Origin of the sequence: Streptomyces sp. NPDC052236, from assembly GCF_044548015.1 — a bacterium.
Classification (GTDB): Bacteria; Actinomycetota; Actinomycetes; order Streptomycetales; family Streptomycetaceae; genus Streptomyces.
Map to the genome: position 1 here is coordinate 1 of NZ_JBIUBL010000003.1, position 15,221 is coordinate 15,221.

The 15,221-nt window shown below is 71.1% G+C and carries 14 protein-coding genes and 1 riboswitch; of the genes, 2 read left to right on the forward strand and 12 right to left on the reverse strand.

Annotation, left to right across the window (positions count from 1 at the left end; translation table 11 throughout):
- Window positions 1-137: 137 nt before the first annotated feature.
- Both ACIHCQ_RS06895 and ACIHCQ_RS06900 read right to left on the reverse strand, forming a co-directional pair.
- Window positions 138-1,316 (reverse strand): acyl-CoA dehydrogenase family protein, encoded by a 1,179-nt coding sequence (locus ACIHCQ_RS06895; protein ID WP_399658676.1) that lies wholly within the window; start codon window positions 1,314-1,316, stop codon window positions 138-140.
- Between the two features lie 196 nt (window positions 1,317-1,512).
- Window positions 1,513-2,874 (reverse strand): peptidase C39 family protein, encoded by a 1,362-nt coding sequence (locus tag ACIHCQ_RS06900; protein WP_399658677.1) that lies wholly within the window; start codon window positions 2,872-2,874, stop codon window positions 1,513-1,515.
- A gap of 144 nt (window positions 2,875-3,018) precedes the next feature.
- Between ACIHCQ_RS06900 and ACIHCQ_RS06905 the strand changes: the two genes are divergently transcribed.
- Together ACIHCQ_RS06905 and ACIHCQ_RS06910 are read left to right on the forward strand one after the other, a co-directional pair.
- Entirely contained in the window at window positions 3,019-3,651 is a 633-nt protein-coding gene (locus ACIHCQ_RS06905) for a uridine kinase (protein WP_399658678.1), read from the forward strand.
- A 359-nt stretch (window positions 3,652-4,010) separates the two neighbouring features.
- Window positions 4,011-5,975, forward strand: a complete 1,965-nt coding sequence (locus tag ACIHCQ_RS06910) for an AAA family ATPase (RefSeq protein ID WP_399658679.1) — start codon at window positions 4,011-4,013, stop codon at window positions 5,973-5,975.
- 163 nt (window positions 5,976-6,138) lie between these two features.
- On the opposite strand, the gene ACIHCQ_RS06915 is transcribed toward ACIHCQ_RS06910, so the two are convergent.
- The 10 genes from ACIHCQ_RS06915 to ribD form a co-directional block, all read right to left on the reverse strand.
- Window positions 6,139-7,221 carry a hemolysin family protein gene (locus ACIHCQ_RS06915; RefSeq protein WP_399658681.1) on the reverse strand — a complete coding sequence of 361 codons (1,083 nt, stop codon included), beginning with the start codon at window positions 7,219-7,221 and terminating at the stop codon, window positions 6,139-6,141.
- On the reverse strand, window positions 7,218-8,618 hold the full coding sequence (locus tag ACIHCQ_RS06920; protein ID WP_399658682.1) for a hemolysin family protein: 1,401 nt from the start codon (window positions 8,616-8,618) through the stop codon (window positions 7,218-7,220). Before ACIHCQ_RS06920 ends, ACIHCQ_RS06915 begins: the two co-directional genes overlap by 4 nt.
- 200 nt (window positions 8,619-8,818) lie before the next feature.
- The gene (locus ACIHCQ_RS06925) at window positions 8,819-9,295 is read right to left on the reverse strand and encodes a PH domain-containing protein (RefSeq protein WP_399658684.1); all 477 of its coding nucleotides are present in this window, start codon (window positions 9,293-9,295) and stop codon (window positions 8,819-8,821) included.
- Between the two features lie 15 nt (window positions 9,296-9,310).
- On the reverse strand, window positions 9,311-10,159 hold the full coding sequence (gene hisG / locus ACIHCQ_RS06930; protein ID WP_399658686.1) for an ATP phosphoribosyltransferase: 849 nt from the start codon (window positions 10,157-10,159) through the stop codon (window positions 9,311-9,313).
- A 45-nt stretch (window positions 10,160-10,204) separates the two neighbouring features.
- Window positions 10,205-10,477, reverse strand: a complete 273-nt coding sequence (locus ACIHCQ_RS06935) for a phosphoribosyl-ATP diphosphatase (RefSeq protein ID WP_399658687.1) — start codon at window positions 10,475-10,477, stop codon at window positions 10,205-10,207.
- 35 nt (window positions 10,478-10,512) lie between these two features.
- The gene (gene ribH, locus ACIHCQ_RS06940; RefSeq protein WP_399658688.1) at window positions 10,513-10,998 is read right to left on the reverse strand and encodes a 6,7-dimethyl-8-ribityllumazine synthase; all 486 of its coding nucleotides are present in this window, start codon (window positions 10,996-10,998) and stop codon (window positions 10,513-10,515) included.
- A gap of 56 nt (window positions 10,999-11,054) precedes the next feature.
- Window positions 11,055-12,383 (reverse strand): bifunctional 3,4-dihydroxy-2-butanone-4-phosphate synthase/GTP cyclohydrolase II, encoded by a 1,329-nt coding sequence (locus ACIHCQ_RS06945; protein ID WP_399658689.1) that lies wholly within the window; start codon window positions 12,381-12,383, stop codon window positions 11,055-11,057.
- A complete protein-coding gene (locus ACIHCQ_RS06950) occupies window positions 12,380-13,039 on the reverse strand; it encodes a nicotinamide riboside transporter PnuC (protein ID WP_399658691.1) in 660 nt (219 codons plus the stop codon). The genes ACIHCQ_RS06945 and ACIHCQ_RS06950 overlap by 4 nt, the downstream gene beginning before the upstream one ends.
- Window positions 13,036-13,644 (reverse strand): riboflavin synthase, encoded by a 609-nt coding sequence (locus ACIHCQ_RS06955; RefSeq protein WP_399658692.1) that lies wholly within the window; start codon window positions 13,642-13,644, stop codon window positions 13,036-13,038. Before ACIHCQ_RS06955 ends, ACIHCQ_RS06950 begins: the two co-directional genes overlap by 4 nt.
- Window positions 13,645-14,718 carry a bifunctional diaminohydroxyphosphoribosylaminopyrimidine deaminase/5-amino-6-(5-phosphoribosylamino)uracil reductase RibD gene (gene ribD / locus ACIHCQ_RS06960; RefSeq protein WP_399658693.1) on the reverse strand — a complete coding sequence of 358 codons (1,074 nt, stop codon included), beginning with the start codon at window positions 14,716-14,718 and terminating at the stop codon, window positions 13,645-13,647.
- A gap of 208 nt (window positions 14,719-14,926) precedes the next feature.
- A riboswitch (FMN riboswitch) is annotated at window positions 14,927-15,057 on the reverse strand.
- Window positions 15,058-15,221 lie beyond the last annotated feature (164 nt).

The following is a 15,221-nucleotide window of genomic DNA, read 5'->3' on the forward strand; positions in this document are numbered from 1 at the left end:
GGGGGGGGCCCCTTGCGCGCCCGGGGTTCGGGGGCGCCCCGCGGCCCCCCCCCTTCGGCCTAAACCCCCCCGGCCGCCCCCCCGGGTGGGGGGGGGGCCGCGGCGCCGGCCGGTTTTTCGGCCGTGTCCCGTCCGTGTCAGCGCGTCTCGGGCCCGGCCAGATGGCGGGCGATGACCATGCGCTGGATCTGATTGGTGCCCTCGACGATCTGGAGCACCTTGGCCTCGCGCATATAGCGCTCGACCGGGAAGTCCTGGGTGTAGCCGTAGCCGCCGAGCACCTGGACCGCGTCGGTGGTGACGCTCATCGCCGCGTCCGTGCAGAACAGCTTGGCCATGGCGGCCTGCCGGGAGAACGGCTGCCCCGCGTCGCGCAGCCTGGCGGCGGCGAGGTAGAGCGCGCGGCCCGCCTCGATCCGGGTCGCCATGTCCGCGAACATGAACCGCATCCCCTGGAAGTCCGCGATGGGGCGGCCGAATTGGCGCCGCCCGGTGGCGTACGCGAGCGCCTCGTCCAGGGCGGCCTGGGCCAGGCCCACGGCGCAGGCGGCGATGCCGAGGCGGCCGGAGTCGAGCGCGGAGAGCGCGATCGCGAAGCCCTGGCCCTCGTCGCCGATGCGGCGGGCGTCGGGGACCCGTACGCCGTCGAAGTGGAGCTGGGCGGTCGGCGAGCCCTTCATGCCCATCTTCTTCTCGGGGGCGGCGGCGCTCAGGCCCGCCGCGTCGCCCGGGACCAGGAAGGCCGTGATGCCCCGGGCGCCCTCTCCCCCGGTGCGGGCCAGGACGGTGTAGAAGTCGGCGATTCCGCCGTGCGTGATCCACGCCTTCGTTCCGGTGATGACCCAGTCGCCCGTGTCCGCGTCCCGTACGGCCTTGGTGCGCAGCGATGCCGCGTCCGAGCCCGAGGAGGGCTCGGAGAGGCAGTACGCGCCGAGCAGGCCGCCGCCGAGCATGGCGGGCAGATGATGGCTCTGCTGCTCCTTGGTGCCGTAGCCGGCGAGCGCGTGGCAGGCCAGGGAGTGGACGCTGACGCCGAGGCCTACGGTGAGCCGGGCGGCGGCGAGTTCTTCGAGGACCTGGAGGTAGACCTCGTACGGCTGGTCTCCGCCGCCGTACTCGGAGTCGTACGGCAGGCCGAGCAGTCCGGACTCGGACAGCAGCGAGAAGATCTCGCGCGGGAAGTGCCCGGACTCCTCCTCCTCTGCCGCCCGGGGAACGATCTCCCGCTGGGCGATGTCGCGTACCAGGGCGATGAGATCCCTGGCTTCCTCAGTGGGCAGGTGGCGTTCCACCGGCTGCGGGGCGCGGTCGGGCATTACGGCGCTCTCCTCCCTGTCGGGCGCTGCGGCGGGCGCGCGAAGGGTGGGCGCACCGCCGGGCTGGCTTGCTGCCAGGCCGATGCTGCTCTTCCGGGTCACGGAAGGAGTTCGACGGCGGCTGTGGCGCGTTGAGTATGCCCGATCAGCGGGGCTCCGTCACCAGAAACCGGACGCGAGCTCGGCCGGGGTGTGGTCAGCGGATGCCGACGGCCGCCAGCGCCCGGCGCTGGGCGGCGGTGGGGCGGGCGGGCCAGTAGAGGTAGCAGATGCCGCCGGTGCCTGAGACCACTTTGCCGCCGGCGTTGTAGCGCTTGGTGCGGAGCCAGATCGTCTCCCACTCGGCGCGCTTGTAGACGCGGCGTACGGCGTCGTTGCTCGGCGACGCGGGGTCGTTGGCGATCACATCGCCGTCGGCGGTGAAGCCGATCACGGTCATCAGATGCCCGGCGGTGCCGTAGCCCGCGCCGGTCAGCTCCTCCTTGCGGAAGGACTGCGAGGTGATGGCCGGAATTCCCGACCGGATCAGGGTCTCCAGCTCGGTGAGCGAGGAGAGCCGGGTGACGACGGCGCTCATGTCCGGGTACGTGGCGGCGTAGGCGGCGTTGAAGGGCCAGTTGCCGCAGCCGTCGTACTGGTGGTCGAAGGTGTGGCGGGCCGCGTGGCAGACCTGCGGGTCGGCGAAGGCGGGGTTCACCCAGGCCAGGTCCGCGGCGGTGGGCCGCCGCCCCCAGTACTCGATGATCATCTGCGAGGAGGTGGGGCTGCACCAGGCCTCGCCGCCGTTGTCGTACTCCGGGTACTGGCCGATGTGGGTGTTCTGCGAGTAGCGCGGCACGGGCAGCTCGCGGGCGAGACCGGGCGCGGAGGCGGGGACGGTGAACCGGTCGGGGACGTCGGAGGCCATCGCGCCGAGCCGCCACACGGTGGGCGTGAGCGCGGTGCCGGGCTTGCGGTGAAGGGTCAGCCGCAGCTGGTACGAGTTGAGCCGCAGCCCGCTCGCGGCGTCGTCCACCGCGAAGGTGTCGGTCCAGATCGTGGCCTTTCCGTCGCTCTGGTCGTCGACGGAGGTACGCAGGATGTCGCCGTCGCCCGCCGCCCAGCGGCCCATCACGAACCAGGGGGTCTCGGCGGCGTCGGAGTAGCTGCCGCGCAGCTCGACCTGGATCCAGGTGCCCGTCGGCGTGTGCGCGTTCCAGGAGGGGACGACCTCGGTGGCGGGTACCGCCGAGTGGTGCACGGGCGAGGTCCAGGTGGCGTACTCCCAGCTCGCGGTGGTGCCGGTGTGCGGGTCGGTGTAGTCGGTGCTGCCCACGGGGGCGGCGATGACCAGTCCGGTGCGCCGTCCGGCGATGGCGCGAGTGCCGTCCGCGGCGCCGCAGCGCCAGTCGGTGTACGAGGTCCAGAAGCGGTTGTCGACCGTCGGGGCGCGGCGGGTGACGACGGCGCGGCCGGTCGTCGCGCTCGCCGGGGCGACCGCGGAGGACAGCGCCCCCGCGCCTGCCGCCGTCGCGATCGCGGCGGTCAGGACAGTTCGGCGTGAAGTATTTCTGGCCATGGAACCCCCAGAGTGAGGTACGCGACAGTGGGCGCCAACTATCCCGGGTAGGGGATGAGTTCTGCCAGCACTTCGGAGGGCGTCGCCGCACCAATATTGGTCTGGTCCAGTGGAGTGACCTGGGGCGGGACCTAGGCTGAGGGGATGGACGACCTCGGCCGGCACGCGTCGGCGCTCCGCGCGATCGCGCCTTCCTGCGGGCCGGTGCGGCTGATCGCGATCGACGGCCACGCGGGCTCGGGGAAGAGCACCTTCGCCGCCCGACTGGCGGCGGCGCTCGGCGACGGCGTACCGGTGCTGCATCTCGACGATCTGGCGACCCACCAGGAGTTCTTCGCGTGGACGGACCGGATGCTGACCCAGGTGATCGCCCCGCTCTCGCGCGGAGAGACGGCGCACTACGCCGCGTACGACTGGACCGCGCGCCGTTTCGGCCCTCCGCGCGCCCTGCAACCGGCGCAGGTCGTCCTCCTGGAGGGCGTGGGAGCCGGGCGACGGGGGTTGCGCCCGTTTCTGGCGAGGCTGCTGTGGATGGAGCGCAGCGCCGAAGAGTCCTGGCGGCGGGGCCGGAGCCGGGACGGAACCGCGCTCACCGCCTTCTGGGACGACTGGACGGTGGCGGAGACACGCCATTTCTTGGCCGACCCGTCACGTCCGTTCGCCGATGCGTTGGTACGGGAGTGTCAGGAGGGGTACGAGTGGCTCCAGGCACCTTCTGCGACAGCACGAGCGAACCATTCCATCACGGAAAGTAACACCCTTTCCCCACCATACTGAGCAGTCGGAAATCTGCCGCAAGAGTGGCTCAACTCTTCTTGACCGAGGGGGCGTACAGGTCTTACGTTCTCAATGTGCGGCTTTCCGAAGCTGCCGCAGACGCGAAGCCCCCGGTTGTTCCCCCGTGATCGGGGGCTTCGTTCTGCCCTTTCGCGTCCTCCCCCGGTGCGACCCTCCCGTTCTCGCTCACCCTGGGTCACTGTCGCCGGGTGCTTGTCATGCCCTTAGTCGCACACCCTCTGCGCAGGTACGATGCCTCTCGGTGGGGTCAAAACCCGTCCACGCCAAGGTCGTTCGATTACGCTGCCGACGGGCGCCAGCCCGTCGGGACATCACAGGTGCACGGTTTGTGGGGGGATATGGCGGGCCCTTTGGACCACGGCGGCGCGCAGGGCATACCGGCCCCGGCCGAGCTCGCCTGGCTGCGCGGCGTGGACGCCTACACCATGGGCGCGTATCCGCAGGCGGAGGAGGAGTTCCGGGAGGCCGTCCGGTGTGACCCCGGGATGGCCGACGGCTGGCTCGGCCTGCACGCGCTGCGCGTCGACACCACGACGGCACTGCTGCGCATGTACCGCAGCCGCGAGCGCTTCGGCGAGCAGCGCGCCCGCCATCGCCGCACCCTCAACTCCTGGTACTGGCTGGGCTGGTGGGTCCAGCCGGTGCTGGAGAGCCCGCGCGATCTGCTGCTCGCGCACGCCTCGCACTGGCTCGACGGCCGCCATGTGGCGGAGCTGGACCGGGCACTCGCCGGGCTGCCACCGGTCGACACCGACCCGCAGGTGCGCTTCCTGCACGCCTGCCGGGCCTACCTGGTCAAGGACTGGGAGCAGCTCGTACGCCATACCGAACCCCTGGTCAACGATCCGATGCTCGGCATCGAGGCGGGGCTCTTCGGCGGTATGGCCCGGGTACGGCTGGAGATGTACGGGCAGGCCCAGCCGTTTCTCTCCGCCGCCCTGATGCGCTGCCGCAGCGAGCAGCCGCAGCGCAAGGAGCTGCGGTACTGGCTGGCGCGGGCGCACGAGGGCACCGGCCGCAGTGCCGCCGCCATGCCGCTGTACCGCGCGGTGCACCGCATCGATCCGGCGTTCATGGACACCTCGGCGCGCCTGGCGGCCATAGCGGAGTACGACGGCATTGACGGCTTCGACGGCCTCGGCATGACCATCGATGGACACGACGGATACGACGGCGTCGACTCGTACGGCGATCCGGCCGGTCTCGCGGCCGTGTCCCTGGCCGGTTTCGGGCAGGACGCCGTGGACGGACAGACCGAAGGGGACAGTCCCCTCGCGGCCGAGTCGCGGCTCGGCGGCGATGCGCAGACGCAGCTGCCGGGCGGTGCGGTGGGGCCCGACGGCATACGGCACCAGGCGGTCGTGCCGGTGCAGCCGCCCTCGCCGCCGCCGTTCCCGGCGGGCCCCACCGATGCGGCGCTGCTCGCCGAGGCGCTCGCGGAGCTTGAGCGCATGGTGGGCCTGGAGCCGGTGAAGCGGCAGGTCAAGGCCCTGTCGGCGCAGTTGGAAATGGCGCGGCTGCGGGCGGGCAAGGGGCTGCCGGTGCAGCCGCCGAAACGCCACTTCGTCTTCTCGGGACCCTCCGGTACGGGCAAGACCACCGTCGCCCGCATTCTGGGGCGGGTCTTCTACGCGCTGGGTCTGCTCGGCGGCGACCATCTGGTGGAGGCCCAACGGTCGGATCTGGTGGGCGAGTTCCTGGGCCAGACGGCGGTGAAGGCCAATGAGCTGATCGACTCGGCGATCGGCGGGGTGCTGTTCGTGGACGAGGCGTACAGCCTGTCGAACTCCGGCTACTCCAAGGGCGACGCGTACGGCGACGAAGCCCTTCAGGTGCTCCTCAAGCGCGCCGAGGACAACCGCGACCATCTGGTGGTCATCCTGGCGGGCTACCCCGAGGGCATGGACCGGCTGCTCGCCGCCAACCCCGGGCTGTCCTCCCGCTTCACCACGCGGGTCGACTTCCCCTCGTACCGCCCTCTCGAACTGACCGCGATCGGCGGGGTGCTTGCCGCCGAGAACGGCGATGTGTGGGACGACGAGGCGCGCGAGGAGCTGTGTTCCATCAGCGGGCATGTGGTCGACCAGGGCTGGATCGACGAGCTCGGCAACGGCCGCTTTCTGCGCACGCTGTACGAGAAGAGCTGCGCCTACCGGGATCTGCGGCTGTCCGGGTATCCGGGCACGCCGACCCGCGAGGATCTCGCGACGCTGCGGCTGCCGGACCTGATGCAGGCGTACGGGGAGGTCCTGTCGGGCCGCGGTCCGGTGGACCGCGGCCCGCAGGAGCCGCCGCTGCTGTAGGCCTCGGGCCCGTGTCGGGGCGCTGCCCCCGAACCCCGCGCCTCAATCGCCGGCGGGGCTTGAGTTGCCGGTGGCCCGGCAAATCAAGCCCGTCCGGCGATTGAGGACACCGCCGAAGGCGGTACAGGGTCTGGGGCGGAGCCCTAGCGGATAGGAGGGCGTCCTAGCCGACCAGCGCGGAGTCCGGCGCGCTCTGGGGCACCCGGGGCACCTCCACCCGGTGGGACGGGTCGCGTACCTCGCCGACGAGCAGCTCCAGCACGTCCTCCATCGCGACCAGCCCCAGCACCCGGCCGGACGCATCCGCGACCTGGGCGAGGTGGGTGGCCGCGCGCCGCATCACCGTCAGGGCGTCGTCCAGCGGAAGCTCCCCGCGCATGGTCGCCATGGGCCGCCAGATCTGCTGGGGCACCGCCCGTTCGCGATCCTCCAGATCCAGCACGTCCTTGACGTGGAGGTAGCCCATGAACGGCCCTTCGCCCTCCGCGCAAACAGGGAAACGGGAGTAGCCGGTGGAGACGGTCAGCTCCTCGACCTGGCGAGGGGTGACCGACGGGGGGACCGTCACCAGGGCGGAGCGGGCGATCAGCACATCCGTCACCGGGCGGCTGCCCAGTTCCAGCGCGTCCTCGAGCCGCTCCTGCTCCGCGGGGTCGAGCAGTCCCGCCTGGCCCGAGTCCTCGACCAGGCGGTTGAGCTGTTCGCTGGTGAAGACGGCCTCCACCTCGTCCTTCGGCTCCACGCCGAAGGCCCGCAGCACCAGCCGGGCACAGGCGCCAAGACCGGCCGTGACCGGGCGGCACAGCCGGGCGAAGCCGACCAGGCCGGGGCTGAGCCAGAGCGCGGTCTTCTCGGGGGCGGCCATCGCCAGGTTCTTCGGCACCATTTCGCCGATCACCAGGTGCAGGAAGATGACGACAGCCAGGGCGATGACATAGCCGAGGGGATGGATCAGCCCCTCGGGCACATGGGCGGCGTGGAAGACGGGCTCCAGCAGCCGCGCGACGGTCGGTTCGGCCACCGCGCCGAGGGTCAGCGAGCAGATGGTGATGCCGAACTGCGCGGCGGCCATCATCTGCGGCAGGTTCTCCAGTCCGTGGAGCACCTGCCTGGCCCGCGAGGAGCCTTCGGCGGCCAGCGGTTCGACCTGGCTGCGGCGTACGGAGACGAGGGCGAACTCGGCTCCGACGAAGAACCCGTTCGCGAGCACCAGCAGCAGCGCGAAGAGGAGTTGGAGAACGCTCATCGCACGGCCTCCGTCACGGCCGGCACAGCGGCCGGGATATCGGTCGGGATATCGGTCGGGATATCGGTCGGCACCGCAGTGGAAACATCGGCGGTGCGCACCAGGCGCACCCGCTCCGCCCGGTACCGGTCCACCTGCCGCACCGAGAGCCGCCACCCGGGCAGCTCGGCCCGGTCGCCTGCGGCGGGAATGCGCCCCAGCAGATCGGCGACGAGCCCCGCCACCGTCTCGTACGGACCGTCGGGCACATCGAGGCCTATCCGCCGCAGGGTGAGAACCCGGCAGCTGCCGTCCGCGTCCCACGCGGGGTTGCCGTCCTCCGCCGGCGCGGGGGCGAGTTCGGGATGGGCGTCGGCCTCGGCGTCGTGCTCGTCGCGGACCTCGCCGACGAGTTCCTCGATGATGTCCTCAAGGGTGACGACTCCGGCGGTGCCGCCGTACTCGTCGACCACCACCGCGATGGGCTGCTCCTTGCGCAGCCGCTCCAGCAGCTGCTGCACGGGCAGCGTCTCGGGCACCAGCAGCGGCGCCACGGCGACCCGGTCGACCCGGGTGCGGGAGCGCTCGTCGGCCGGAACCGCGAGCGCGTCCTTCAGATGCGCCATCCCGACGATCTCGTCAATGCGCTCCCGGTAGACGGGGAAGCGCGAAAGACCGGTCGCGCGGGTGAGGTTGAGTACGTCGGCGGCGGTGGCGTCGCTGCGCAGGGTGGAGACCTTCACGCGCGGGGTCATCACATGCTGCGCGGTGAGATGGCCGAGCGAGAGCGTACGTACGAACAGGTCCGCGGTGTCCTGCTCCAACGTGCCCGCCAGGGCCGAGTGGCGGGCCAGTGAGAGCAGTTCGCCGCGGGTACGGGCGGACGCCAGCTCATCGGCCGGTTCGACGCCGAACAGCCGTACGAGACGGTTGGCGACGGCGTTGAGCAGGGTGATCACCGGGCGGAAGACGGTCGAGAAGACGTGCTGCGGGCCGGCGACGAAGCGCGCGACCTGCAAGGGCCGGGAGATCGCCCAGTTCTTGGGTACGAGCTCGCCGATCACCATCTGGACGGCGGAGGCGAACAGCATGCCGGTGATCACCGCAACTCCGGAGACCGCCCCTTCGGGCAGCCCGGTCGCGGTCAGCGGCCCGTCCAGCAGCCCGGCGAGCGCCGGTTCGGCGAGCATGCCCACGATGAGGGAGGTGATGGTGATGCCGAGCTGGGTGCCGGAGAGCTGGAAGGAGAGTTCCCGCAGCGCGGTGACGACACGCCGGGCGCGGCGGTCGCCCTCGGCGGCGGCGCGCTCGGCATCGGGCCGCTCCACCGTGACGAGGCCGAACTCGGCCGCCACGAAGAAGCCGTTGGCGAGGATCAGAAGGAATGCCGCGGCGAGCAGCAGCAGAGAGACGATCATGCCGCCGCCTCCTGGGAGGTGGCGGCGCAGGTACTACCGGATGATCCGTCCATTGCTGGAGGGAGTCACTCCTCGGGTCGCAGGGTGCCCCGCGGGCCGGGGAGTGGCCGCGTTCGTGCGGGACGGGACGCGCTTGGCGTCGCCGCCCACCAGAGTAATCTTTTTCGGCCGGTTTTCCGGTCCCGGGCCCCGCCGGCCTCTCAGTCCTCGTCGGGACCGGTGCCGCGCCTCTCGGCGAGGGCCCGCAGGGCGCGCGCGTCGCTGATCGCGCGTGCCTTGGCGACGCCGGGCTGGATGCCCAGTACGGGCAGGCTGGTGCCGTCGCTGAGGTCGAGGAAGACCCAGGGGTCACCGGGGCGGAGGTTCACCCGAAGGATCTCGGCCCACGCCAGTCGGCGCGTACGGGTGATGTTGACAACGGTGACGCCGTCCTCGTCGGCGACGACCTTGGGCCTGCTCAGCAGCGTCAGCACGGCGAGGAAGACCAGGGCGGTGAAGATGAAGCTGCTGCGCTCCGCCGGGCTCAGTTTCTCCAGCAGCAGCGCGACGACGGTGATCACGGCGAACATCACCGTGCCCACCGTCAGCAGGACGATCCGGGTACGGGTCGGCCTGAAGGTGACCGGGAGCGCGGGGAGACCGGGCGCGGGGGCAGACGGGACAGGCTGGGCAGGCATCGTGTGCGGCGTCCTTCAGAGGCGGCAGGCGTGGATGGCCGTGGTGAGGATCGCCCGCGCCCCGAGCTCGTACAGATCGTCCATGATCCGCTGCGCTTCCTTGGCCGCGACCATGGAGCGTACGGCGACCCAGCCCTCGTGGTGCAGCGGCGAGATGGTCGGGGATTCCAGGCCCGGGGTGAGGGCGACGGCCTGCTCCAGGTGCTCGACCCGGCAGTCGTAGTCCATCATCACGTAGCTGCGGGCGACCAGGACGCCCTGGAGGCGGCGCAGGAACTGCTGCACCTTGGGCTCGTCGGGGTCTGCGCCGGTGCGCCGGACGACGACCGCCTCGGAGGTGAGGATCGGCTCACCGATGACTTCCAGGCCCGCGTTGCGCAGGCTGGTGCCGGTCTCCACGACATCGGCGATGACCTGGGCGACACCGAGCTCGATGGCGGTCTCGACCGCGCCGTCGAGGTGGACGACGGAGGCGTCGATGCCCTGGTCGGCGAGGTGCTTGGCGACGATGCCCTCGTAGGAGGTGGCGATCGTCATGCCGCCGAAGCCCACGACGTCGGCCGCCGTGCCGGGCTTGGTGGCGTAGCGGAAGGTGGAGCGGGCGAAGCCGAGCTGGAGGATCTCCTCGGCGTTCGCGCCGGAGTCCAGCAGCAGATCGCGGCCGGTGATGCCGATGTCGAGCTTGCCGGAGCTGACGTAGATCGCGATGTCGCGGGGCCGCAGATAGAAGAACTCGACCTCGTTCTCGGGATCTACGAGAACGAGCTCCTTGGAGTCCTTGCGCTGCTGGTAGCCGGCCTCATGGAGCATCGCCGACGCAGGTCCGGACAGTGAACCCTTGTTGGGGACGGCGATGCGCAGCATGGGGCGGGGATCCTTTGTTCGTACGTACGGGATGGAGCGGTGGGCTCAGAGGTGGGCGTAGACGTCGTCCGGGGAGATGCCGAGGGTGACCATCATCACCTGGACGTGGTACAGCAGCTGCGAGATCTCCTCGGCGGCGGCTTCCTTGCCCTCGTACTCGGCGGCCATCCACACCTCGGCGGCCTCCTCGACGACCTTCTTGCCGATGGCATGCACTCCCTGGCCGACCAGCTCGGCGGTGCGGGAGGTGGCCGGGTCACCGGTCTCCGCCTTGAGCCGCAGCTCGGCGAAGAGTTCTTCAAAGGTTTTGTTCGCCATGATGGTCCCAAGAGTAAGGGGTGCGCCGCCGCTGCTCAGCGCCAGGGTTCGCTGACGGTGCGCAGCGTGGTGGCGGTGGCGACGGCCGCGGTGACCGCCTCGTGCCCCTTGTCCTCGCTCGATCCGTCGAGGCCGGCCCGGTCCAGCGCCTGCTCCTCGGTGTCGCAGGTCAGCACCCCGAAACCGATCGGGACGCCGGTGGCGATGGAGACCTGGGTGAGGCCCTGAGTGACGCCTTGGCACACATATTCGAAGTGCGGCGTGCCACCGCGGATGACGACGCCGAGCGCGACGACCGCGTCGTAGCCGCGGTCCGCGAGCACCTTGGCGACCACCGGCAGCTCGAAGCTGCCGGGGACGCGCAGCAGCGTCGGCTCGTCGATGCCCAGGTCGCTCAGGGCGCGCAGGGCGCCGTTGACGAGGCCGTCCATGACCTTCTCGTGCCACTGGGCCGCGATCACCGCCACCCGCAGGTCGCCGCAGTTGCGTACGGACAGTTCGGGGGCGCCCTTGCCGCTCATGTTTCTCCTTGTTCGTGTTCTGGCTTGTTCGTGTTCTGGCTTGTTCGGGGAGTGCGCTACTGGTTGGCGCAGGCGGACGTGGCGGTCAGGGCCTCGTCGGCGCTGCGCGGGACAGCCTGCGCGGGAGCGTCCAGCGTGGGCAGGTCGTGTCCCATCCGGTCCCGCTTCGTGCGCAGATACCGCAGATTGTGCTCGCCCGCGTGGACGGGCATGGACTCGCGGCCGTGGACCGTGATGCCGTGGCGTACGAGCGCGGCGATCTTGTCGGGGTTGTTGGTCATCAGCCGCACGCCGTGCACCCCGAGGTCCTGGAGGATCTGCGCGCCTGCCGCGTAGTCGCGGGCGTCGGCGGGCAGGCCGAGTTCGAGGTTGGCGTCGAGGGTGTCGCGGCCCCGCTCCTGGAGTTCGTACGCGCGCAGCTTGGACAGCAGGCCGATGCCGCGGCCCTCGTGGCCGCGCAGATAGACGACCACGCCGCGGCCCGCGCGGGTGATGTGCTCCATGGACGCCTGGAGCTGCGGGCCGCAGTCACAGCGCAGCGAGTGGAAGACGTCGCCGGTCAGGCATTCGGAGTGGACGCGTACGAGCACGTCCTCGCCGTCGCCGAGGTCGCCGTGGACGAGCGCGACATGTTCGATGCCGTCGACCGTGGAGCGGTAGCCGTAAGCGGTGAACTGGCCGAAGGCGGTGGGGAGGTTGACCTCGGCCTCGCGCTTGACGGTCGGCTCGGAGCTGCGGCGGTAGGCGACCAGGTCCTCGATGGAGATGATCGTCAGGCCGTGCTTGCGGGCGAACGGGATCAGTTCGGGCAGCCGCAGCATCACCCCGTCCTCGCCCGCGATCTCCACGATCGCGCCGGCCGGGCGCAGGCCCGCGAGCCGGGCGAGATCGACGGCGGCCTCGGTGTGGCCGTTGCGGACCAGCACCCCGCCGGGCTTGGCGCGGAGCGGGAAGACATGGCCGGGGCGTACGAAGTCGGTGGCCTCGGCCGTGCCGCTCGCCAGGAGCTGGAGGGTGGTGGCGCGGTCGGCCGCGGAGATGCCGGTGGTCACGCCGTACGCCGGGCCCGCGTCGACGGAGACGGTGAAGGCCGTCCGCATCGACTCGGTGTTGCGCTGGACCATCTGCGGGAGTTCGAGCCGCTCCAGTTCCTCGCCCTCCATGGGGGCGCAGATCAGGCCGCGGCACTCGCTCATCATGAAGGCGATGATCTCGGGTGTGGCCTTCTCGGCGGCGATGACGAGGTCGCCCTCGTTCTCGCGGTCCTCGTCGTCCACGACCACGACGGGCCGTCCCGCGGCGATGTCGCGGATGGCCTGCTCGATGGGGTCGAGGGCGAGGTCCTCGATATTGTCCTGGCTGTACCAGGTGGGTAGGGACGTCATGCTGCCGCTCCTTCCAGAACCGGGCGGGCGGCGCGGGTGCGCAACCACCAGTCGCGCAGGCCCCACAGGACGAGCGCGAAGTAGACGATGTAGACCAGACCGGAGAAGGCCAGGCCACTGTTGAAGGCCAGCGGCACGCCGACGAGGTCGACGAGCAGCCAGGCGAACCAGAACTCCACCAGGCCGCGGGCCTGGGCGATCATCGCGACCAGGGTCCCGACGAAGATGTACGCGTCGGCCCAGGGGCTCCAGGACAGCGACGGGTAGAGGGTGAACAGGCCGGCGACGGCGAGCGTGCCGACGACCGCGCCGGCCGCCAGCAGCCCGCGCTCGCGCCAGGTGGCGAAGCGGACGGCGATGGCGCCGTCCCCGCCGTCCTCGGCCCGCTGCTTGCCGCGCTGCCACTGCTGCCAGCCCCACAGGGCGACGGCGATGACGAGCAGTTGCTTGCCGACGCCGCCGCCGAGCTGGGCGGACGCGTACGCCGCGACGAGGATGACGCCGGAGGCGAACTGGGCGGGCCAGGACCAGATGGAACGCCGCCACCCGAGCGCGAGGGCGACCAGGCCGATGGAGTTGCCGATCATGTCGGACCACATGATGTGCTGGTCGAAGGCCGTGAAGGCTTCTCCGTTCAGCCAGGACACGGCGCTCACTCGGCACGCTCCGCCACTCGCGCGCCGAGGAGGCGCTCGACGTACTTGGCGATGACGTCGACCTCAAGGTTGACCGGGTCGCCGGGCTGCTTGATGCCGAGCGTGGTCAGGGCGAGGGTCGTGGGGATGAGGCTGATGGTGAAGTAGTCGGGGCCCGCGTCGACCACGGTCAGGCTCACACCGTCGACGGTGATCGAGCCCTTCTCGACGACGTACCGGGTGAGGTCGGCGGGCAGGGAGACCTTCACCAGCTCCCAGTTCTCGGAGGTTTTGCGGTCGAGGACGGTGCCTACGTTGTCGACGTGCCCCTGGACGATGTGCCCACCGAGCCGGTCGCCAACGGCCATGGGCCGCTCCAGGTTGACCCGGGAGCCCGCCGAAAGGGCCCCGAGGCTGGAGCGGTTGAGGGTCTCGGCCATCACATCGGCGGTGAACTCGCCGTCGCCGAAGTCCACGACGGTGAGGCAGACGCCGTTGACGGCGATCGAGTCGCCGTGCTTGGCGCCTTCGGTGACGAGCGCGCCGCGCAGCCGGAAGCGGGACGCGTCGCCGAGATTCTCGACGGCGGTGACCTCACCCAGTTCTTCGACAATTCCGGTGAACATTCAGCGCTCCTTCGGGACGTTCGGGACGGCGGTGATACGCAGATCGGGGCCGATGCGTACGGTCTCGGTGACGTCGAGCCGCAACGCTTCGGTGAGGGTGGTGATTCCGGCGTCGGCGAGGGCGGCCGGGCCCGCGCCGAGAAGTACGGGGGCGAGATAACCGACGACCTTGTCGACAGCGCCCGCGGCGACGAAGGCTCCGGCGAGCGTGGGGCCGCCTTCGAGGAGGACGGAGCGGATGTCGCGCGCGTGGAGCGCGGCGAGCAGCGCGGGGATGTCCAGACCGGTGGCCGCGCGGGGCAGCCGTACCAGCCGTACGGCGTCGGGCAGTTCGGTCCTGGCGTCGTCGGCGATGGCGATCAGCGTGGGCGCGGCGTCATCGAGGACGCGGGCGCCGGGCCGTACGGCGGTGCCTTCGGTGTCGACCACGACACGCAGCGGCTGCGTGACGTCCGCCATCCCCTCGATGCCGCGGACCGCGAGGTGCGGGTCGTCGGCGCGCATCGTGCCCGAGCCCACAATCACCGCGTCGGCCTCGGCGCGCAGCCGGTGGACGTCGGCACGCGACTCGGGCGAGCTGATCCAGCGGCTGCTGCCGTCCCGCGCGGCGATCCGGCCGTCGAGCGTGGCGGCGTACTTCCACAGGACGTAGGGACGGCCGAGGCGTACGGAGGTGAGCCAGGCGATGTTGCCCGCTTCCGCCTCGTCGGCGAGGAGCCCCTGCTCGACCTGGATTCCGGCGGCGCGCAGGGTGTCGCCGCCGCCGGTGGCCTGGGGGGTCGGGTCACCGACCGCGTAGCTGACCCTGGCGATGCCCGCAGCGATGAGCGCCTGCGCGCAGGGGCCGGTGCGGCCGGTGTGGTCGCAGGGTTCGAGGGTGACGTACGCCGTGCCGCCGCGGGCCCGTTCGCCCGCGTCGCGCAGGGCGTGGACCTCGGCGTGCGGGCCACCGGCGCGCCGGTGGTGACCGGCGCCGACGGGCTGCCCGGAGGCGTCGAGGATGACGCACCCGACGACCGGGTTGGGGCTGGTGGAGCCGAGTCCGCGCGCGGCGAGCCGGATGGCTCGGCGCATGGCGTCTGCTCCCCCAGAGCTTCGCCTGGGGGTGCCCCCAGCTGTGGTGGCCACCGGGTCCTCCTGCCTTTTCGGGCACGGACTCCGGGGCCTGTCGATGACGACAGAGAAGCGGGACACCACATTCACAGCGACACCGGGACCGAGCACACCGATCGCCGATGACGGCGATCAGCCACTACGGCCGGCGTACCGGAAAGGTCGCCCGCCGCGCACTGCCTCCCATCCGGACTTTCACCGTCGGTCCAGGAATTTCACCTGGTCAACCGGCCACTGGATGCGGACGGGTCGCGGACTATAACCGCCGGTTCGGAATTACACCGACCCCGGAGTGCGCTGCTGCTGATACAGGGCCAGTGTGCCACGGCTGATCGTGGACCTGATGAGCGGCCGGCTGTGGGCTGACTCACAGAGTCGGCAACTCAAGCCTCGCCGGCGATTGAGGCGCGGGGGCCCCCACGCCCGCCAGGGCGCAGGGGGCGGGTTCGGGGTCAGCGCCCCCG

Coding starts and splice junctions, on each gene's coding strand:
- ACIHCQ_RS06895 (WP_399658676.1), bottom strand. CDS start 1,316: ATGCCCGACCGCGCCCCGCAGCCGGTGGAACGCCACCTGCCCACTGAG.
- ACIHCQ_RS06900 (WP_399658677.1), bottom strand. CDS start 2,874: ATGGCCAGAAATACTTCACGCCGAACTGTCCTGACCGCCGCGATCGCG.
- ACIHCQ_RS06905 (WP_399658678.1), top strand. CDS start 3,019: ATGGACGACCTCGGCCGGCACGCGTCGGCGCTCCGCGCGATCGCGCCT.
- ACIHCQ_RS06910 (WP_399658679.1), top strand. CDS start 4,011: ATGGCGGGCCCTTTGGACCACGGCGGCGCGCAGGGCATACCGGCCCCG.
- ACIHCQ_RS06915 (WP_399658681.1), bottom strand. CDS start 7,221: ATGAGCGTTCTCCAACTCCTCTTCGCGCTGCTGCTGGTGCTCGCGAAC.
- ACIHCQ_RS06920 (WP_399658682.1), bottom strand. CDS start 8,618: ATGATCGTCTCTCTGCTGCTGCTCGCCGCGGCATTCCTTCTGATCCTC.
- ACIHCQ_RS06925 (WP_399658684.1), bottom strand. CDS start 9,295: ATGCCTGCCCAGCCTGTCCCGTCTGCCCCCGCGCCCGGTCTCCCCGCG.
- hisG (WP_399658686.1), bottom strand. CDS start 10,159: ATGCTGCGCATCGCCGTCCCCAACAAGGGTTCACTGTCCGGACCTGCG.
- ACIHCQ_RS06935 (WP_399658687.1), bottom strand. CDS start 10,477: ATGGCGAACAAAACCTTTGAAGAACTCTTCGCCGAGCTGCGGCTCAAG.
- ribH (WP_399658688.1), bottom strand. CDS start 10,998: ATGAGCGGCAAGGGCGCCCCCGAACTGTCCGTACGCAACTGCGGCGAC.
- ACIHCQ_RS06945 (WP_399658689.1), bottom strand. CDS start 12,383: ATGACGTCCCTACCCACCTGGTACAGCCAGGACAATATCGAGGACCTC.
- ACIHCQ_RS06955 (WP_399658692.1), bottom strand. CDS start 13,644: ATGTTCACCGGAATTGTCGAAGAACTGGGTGAGGTCACCGCCGTCGAG.
- ribD (WP_399658693.1), bottom strand. CDS start 14,718: ATGCGCCGAGCCATCCGGCTCGCCGCGCGCGGACTCGGCTCCACCAGC.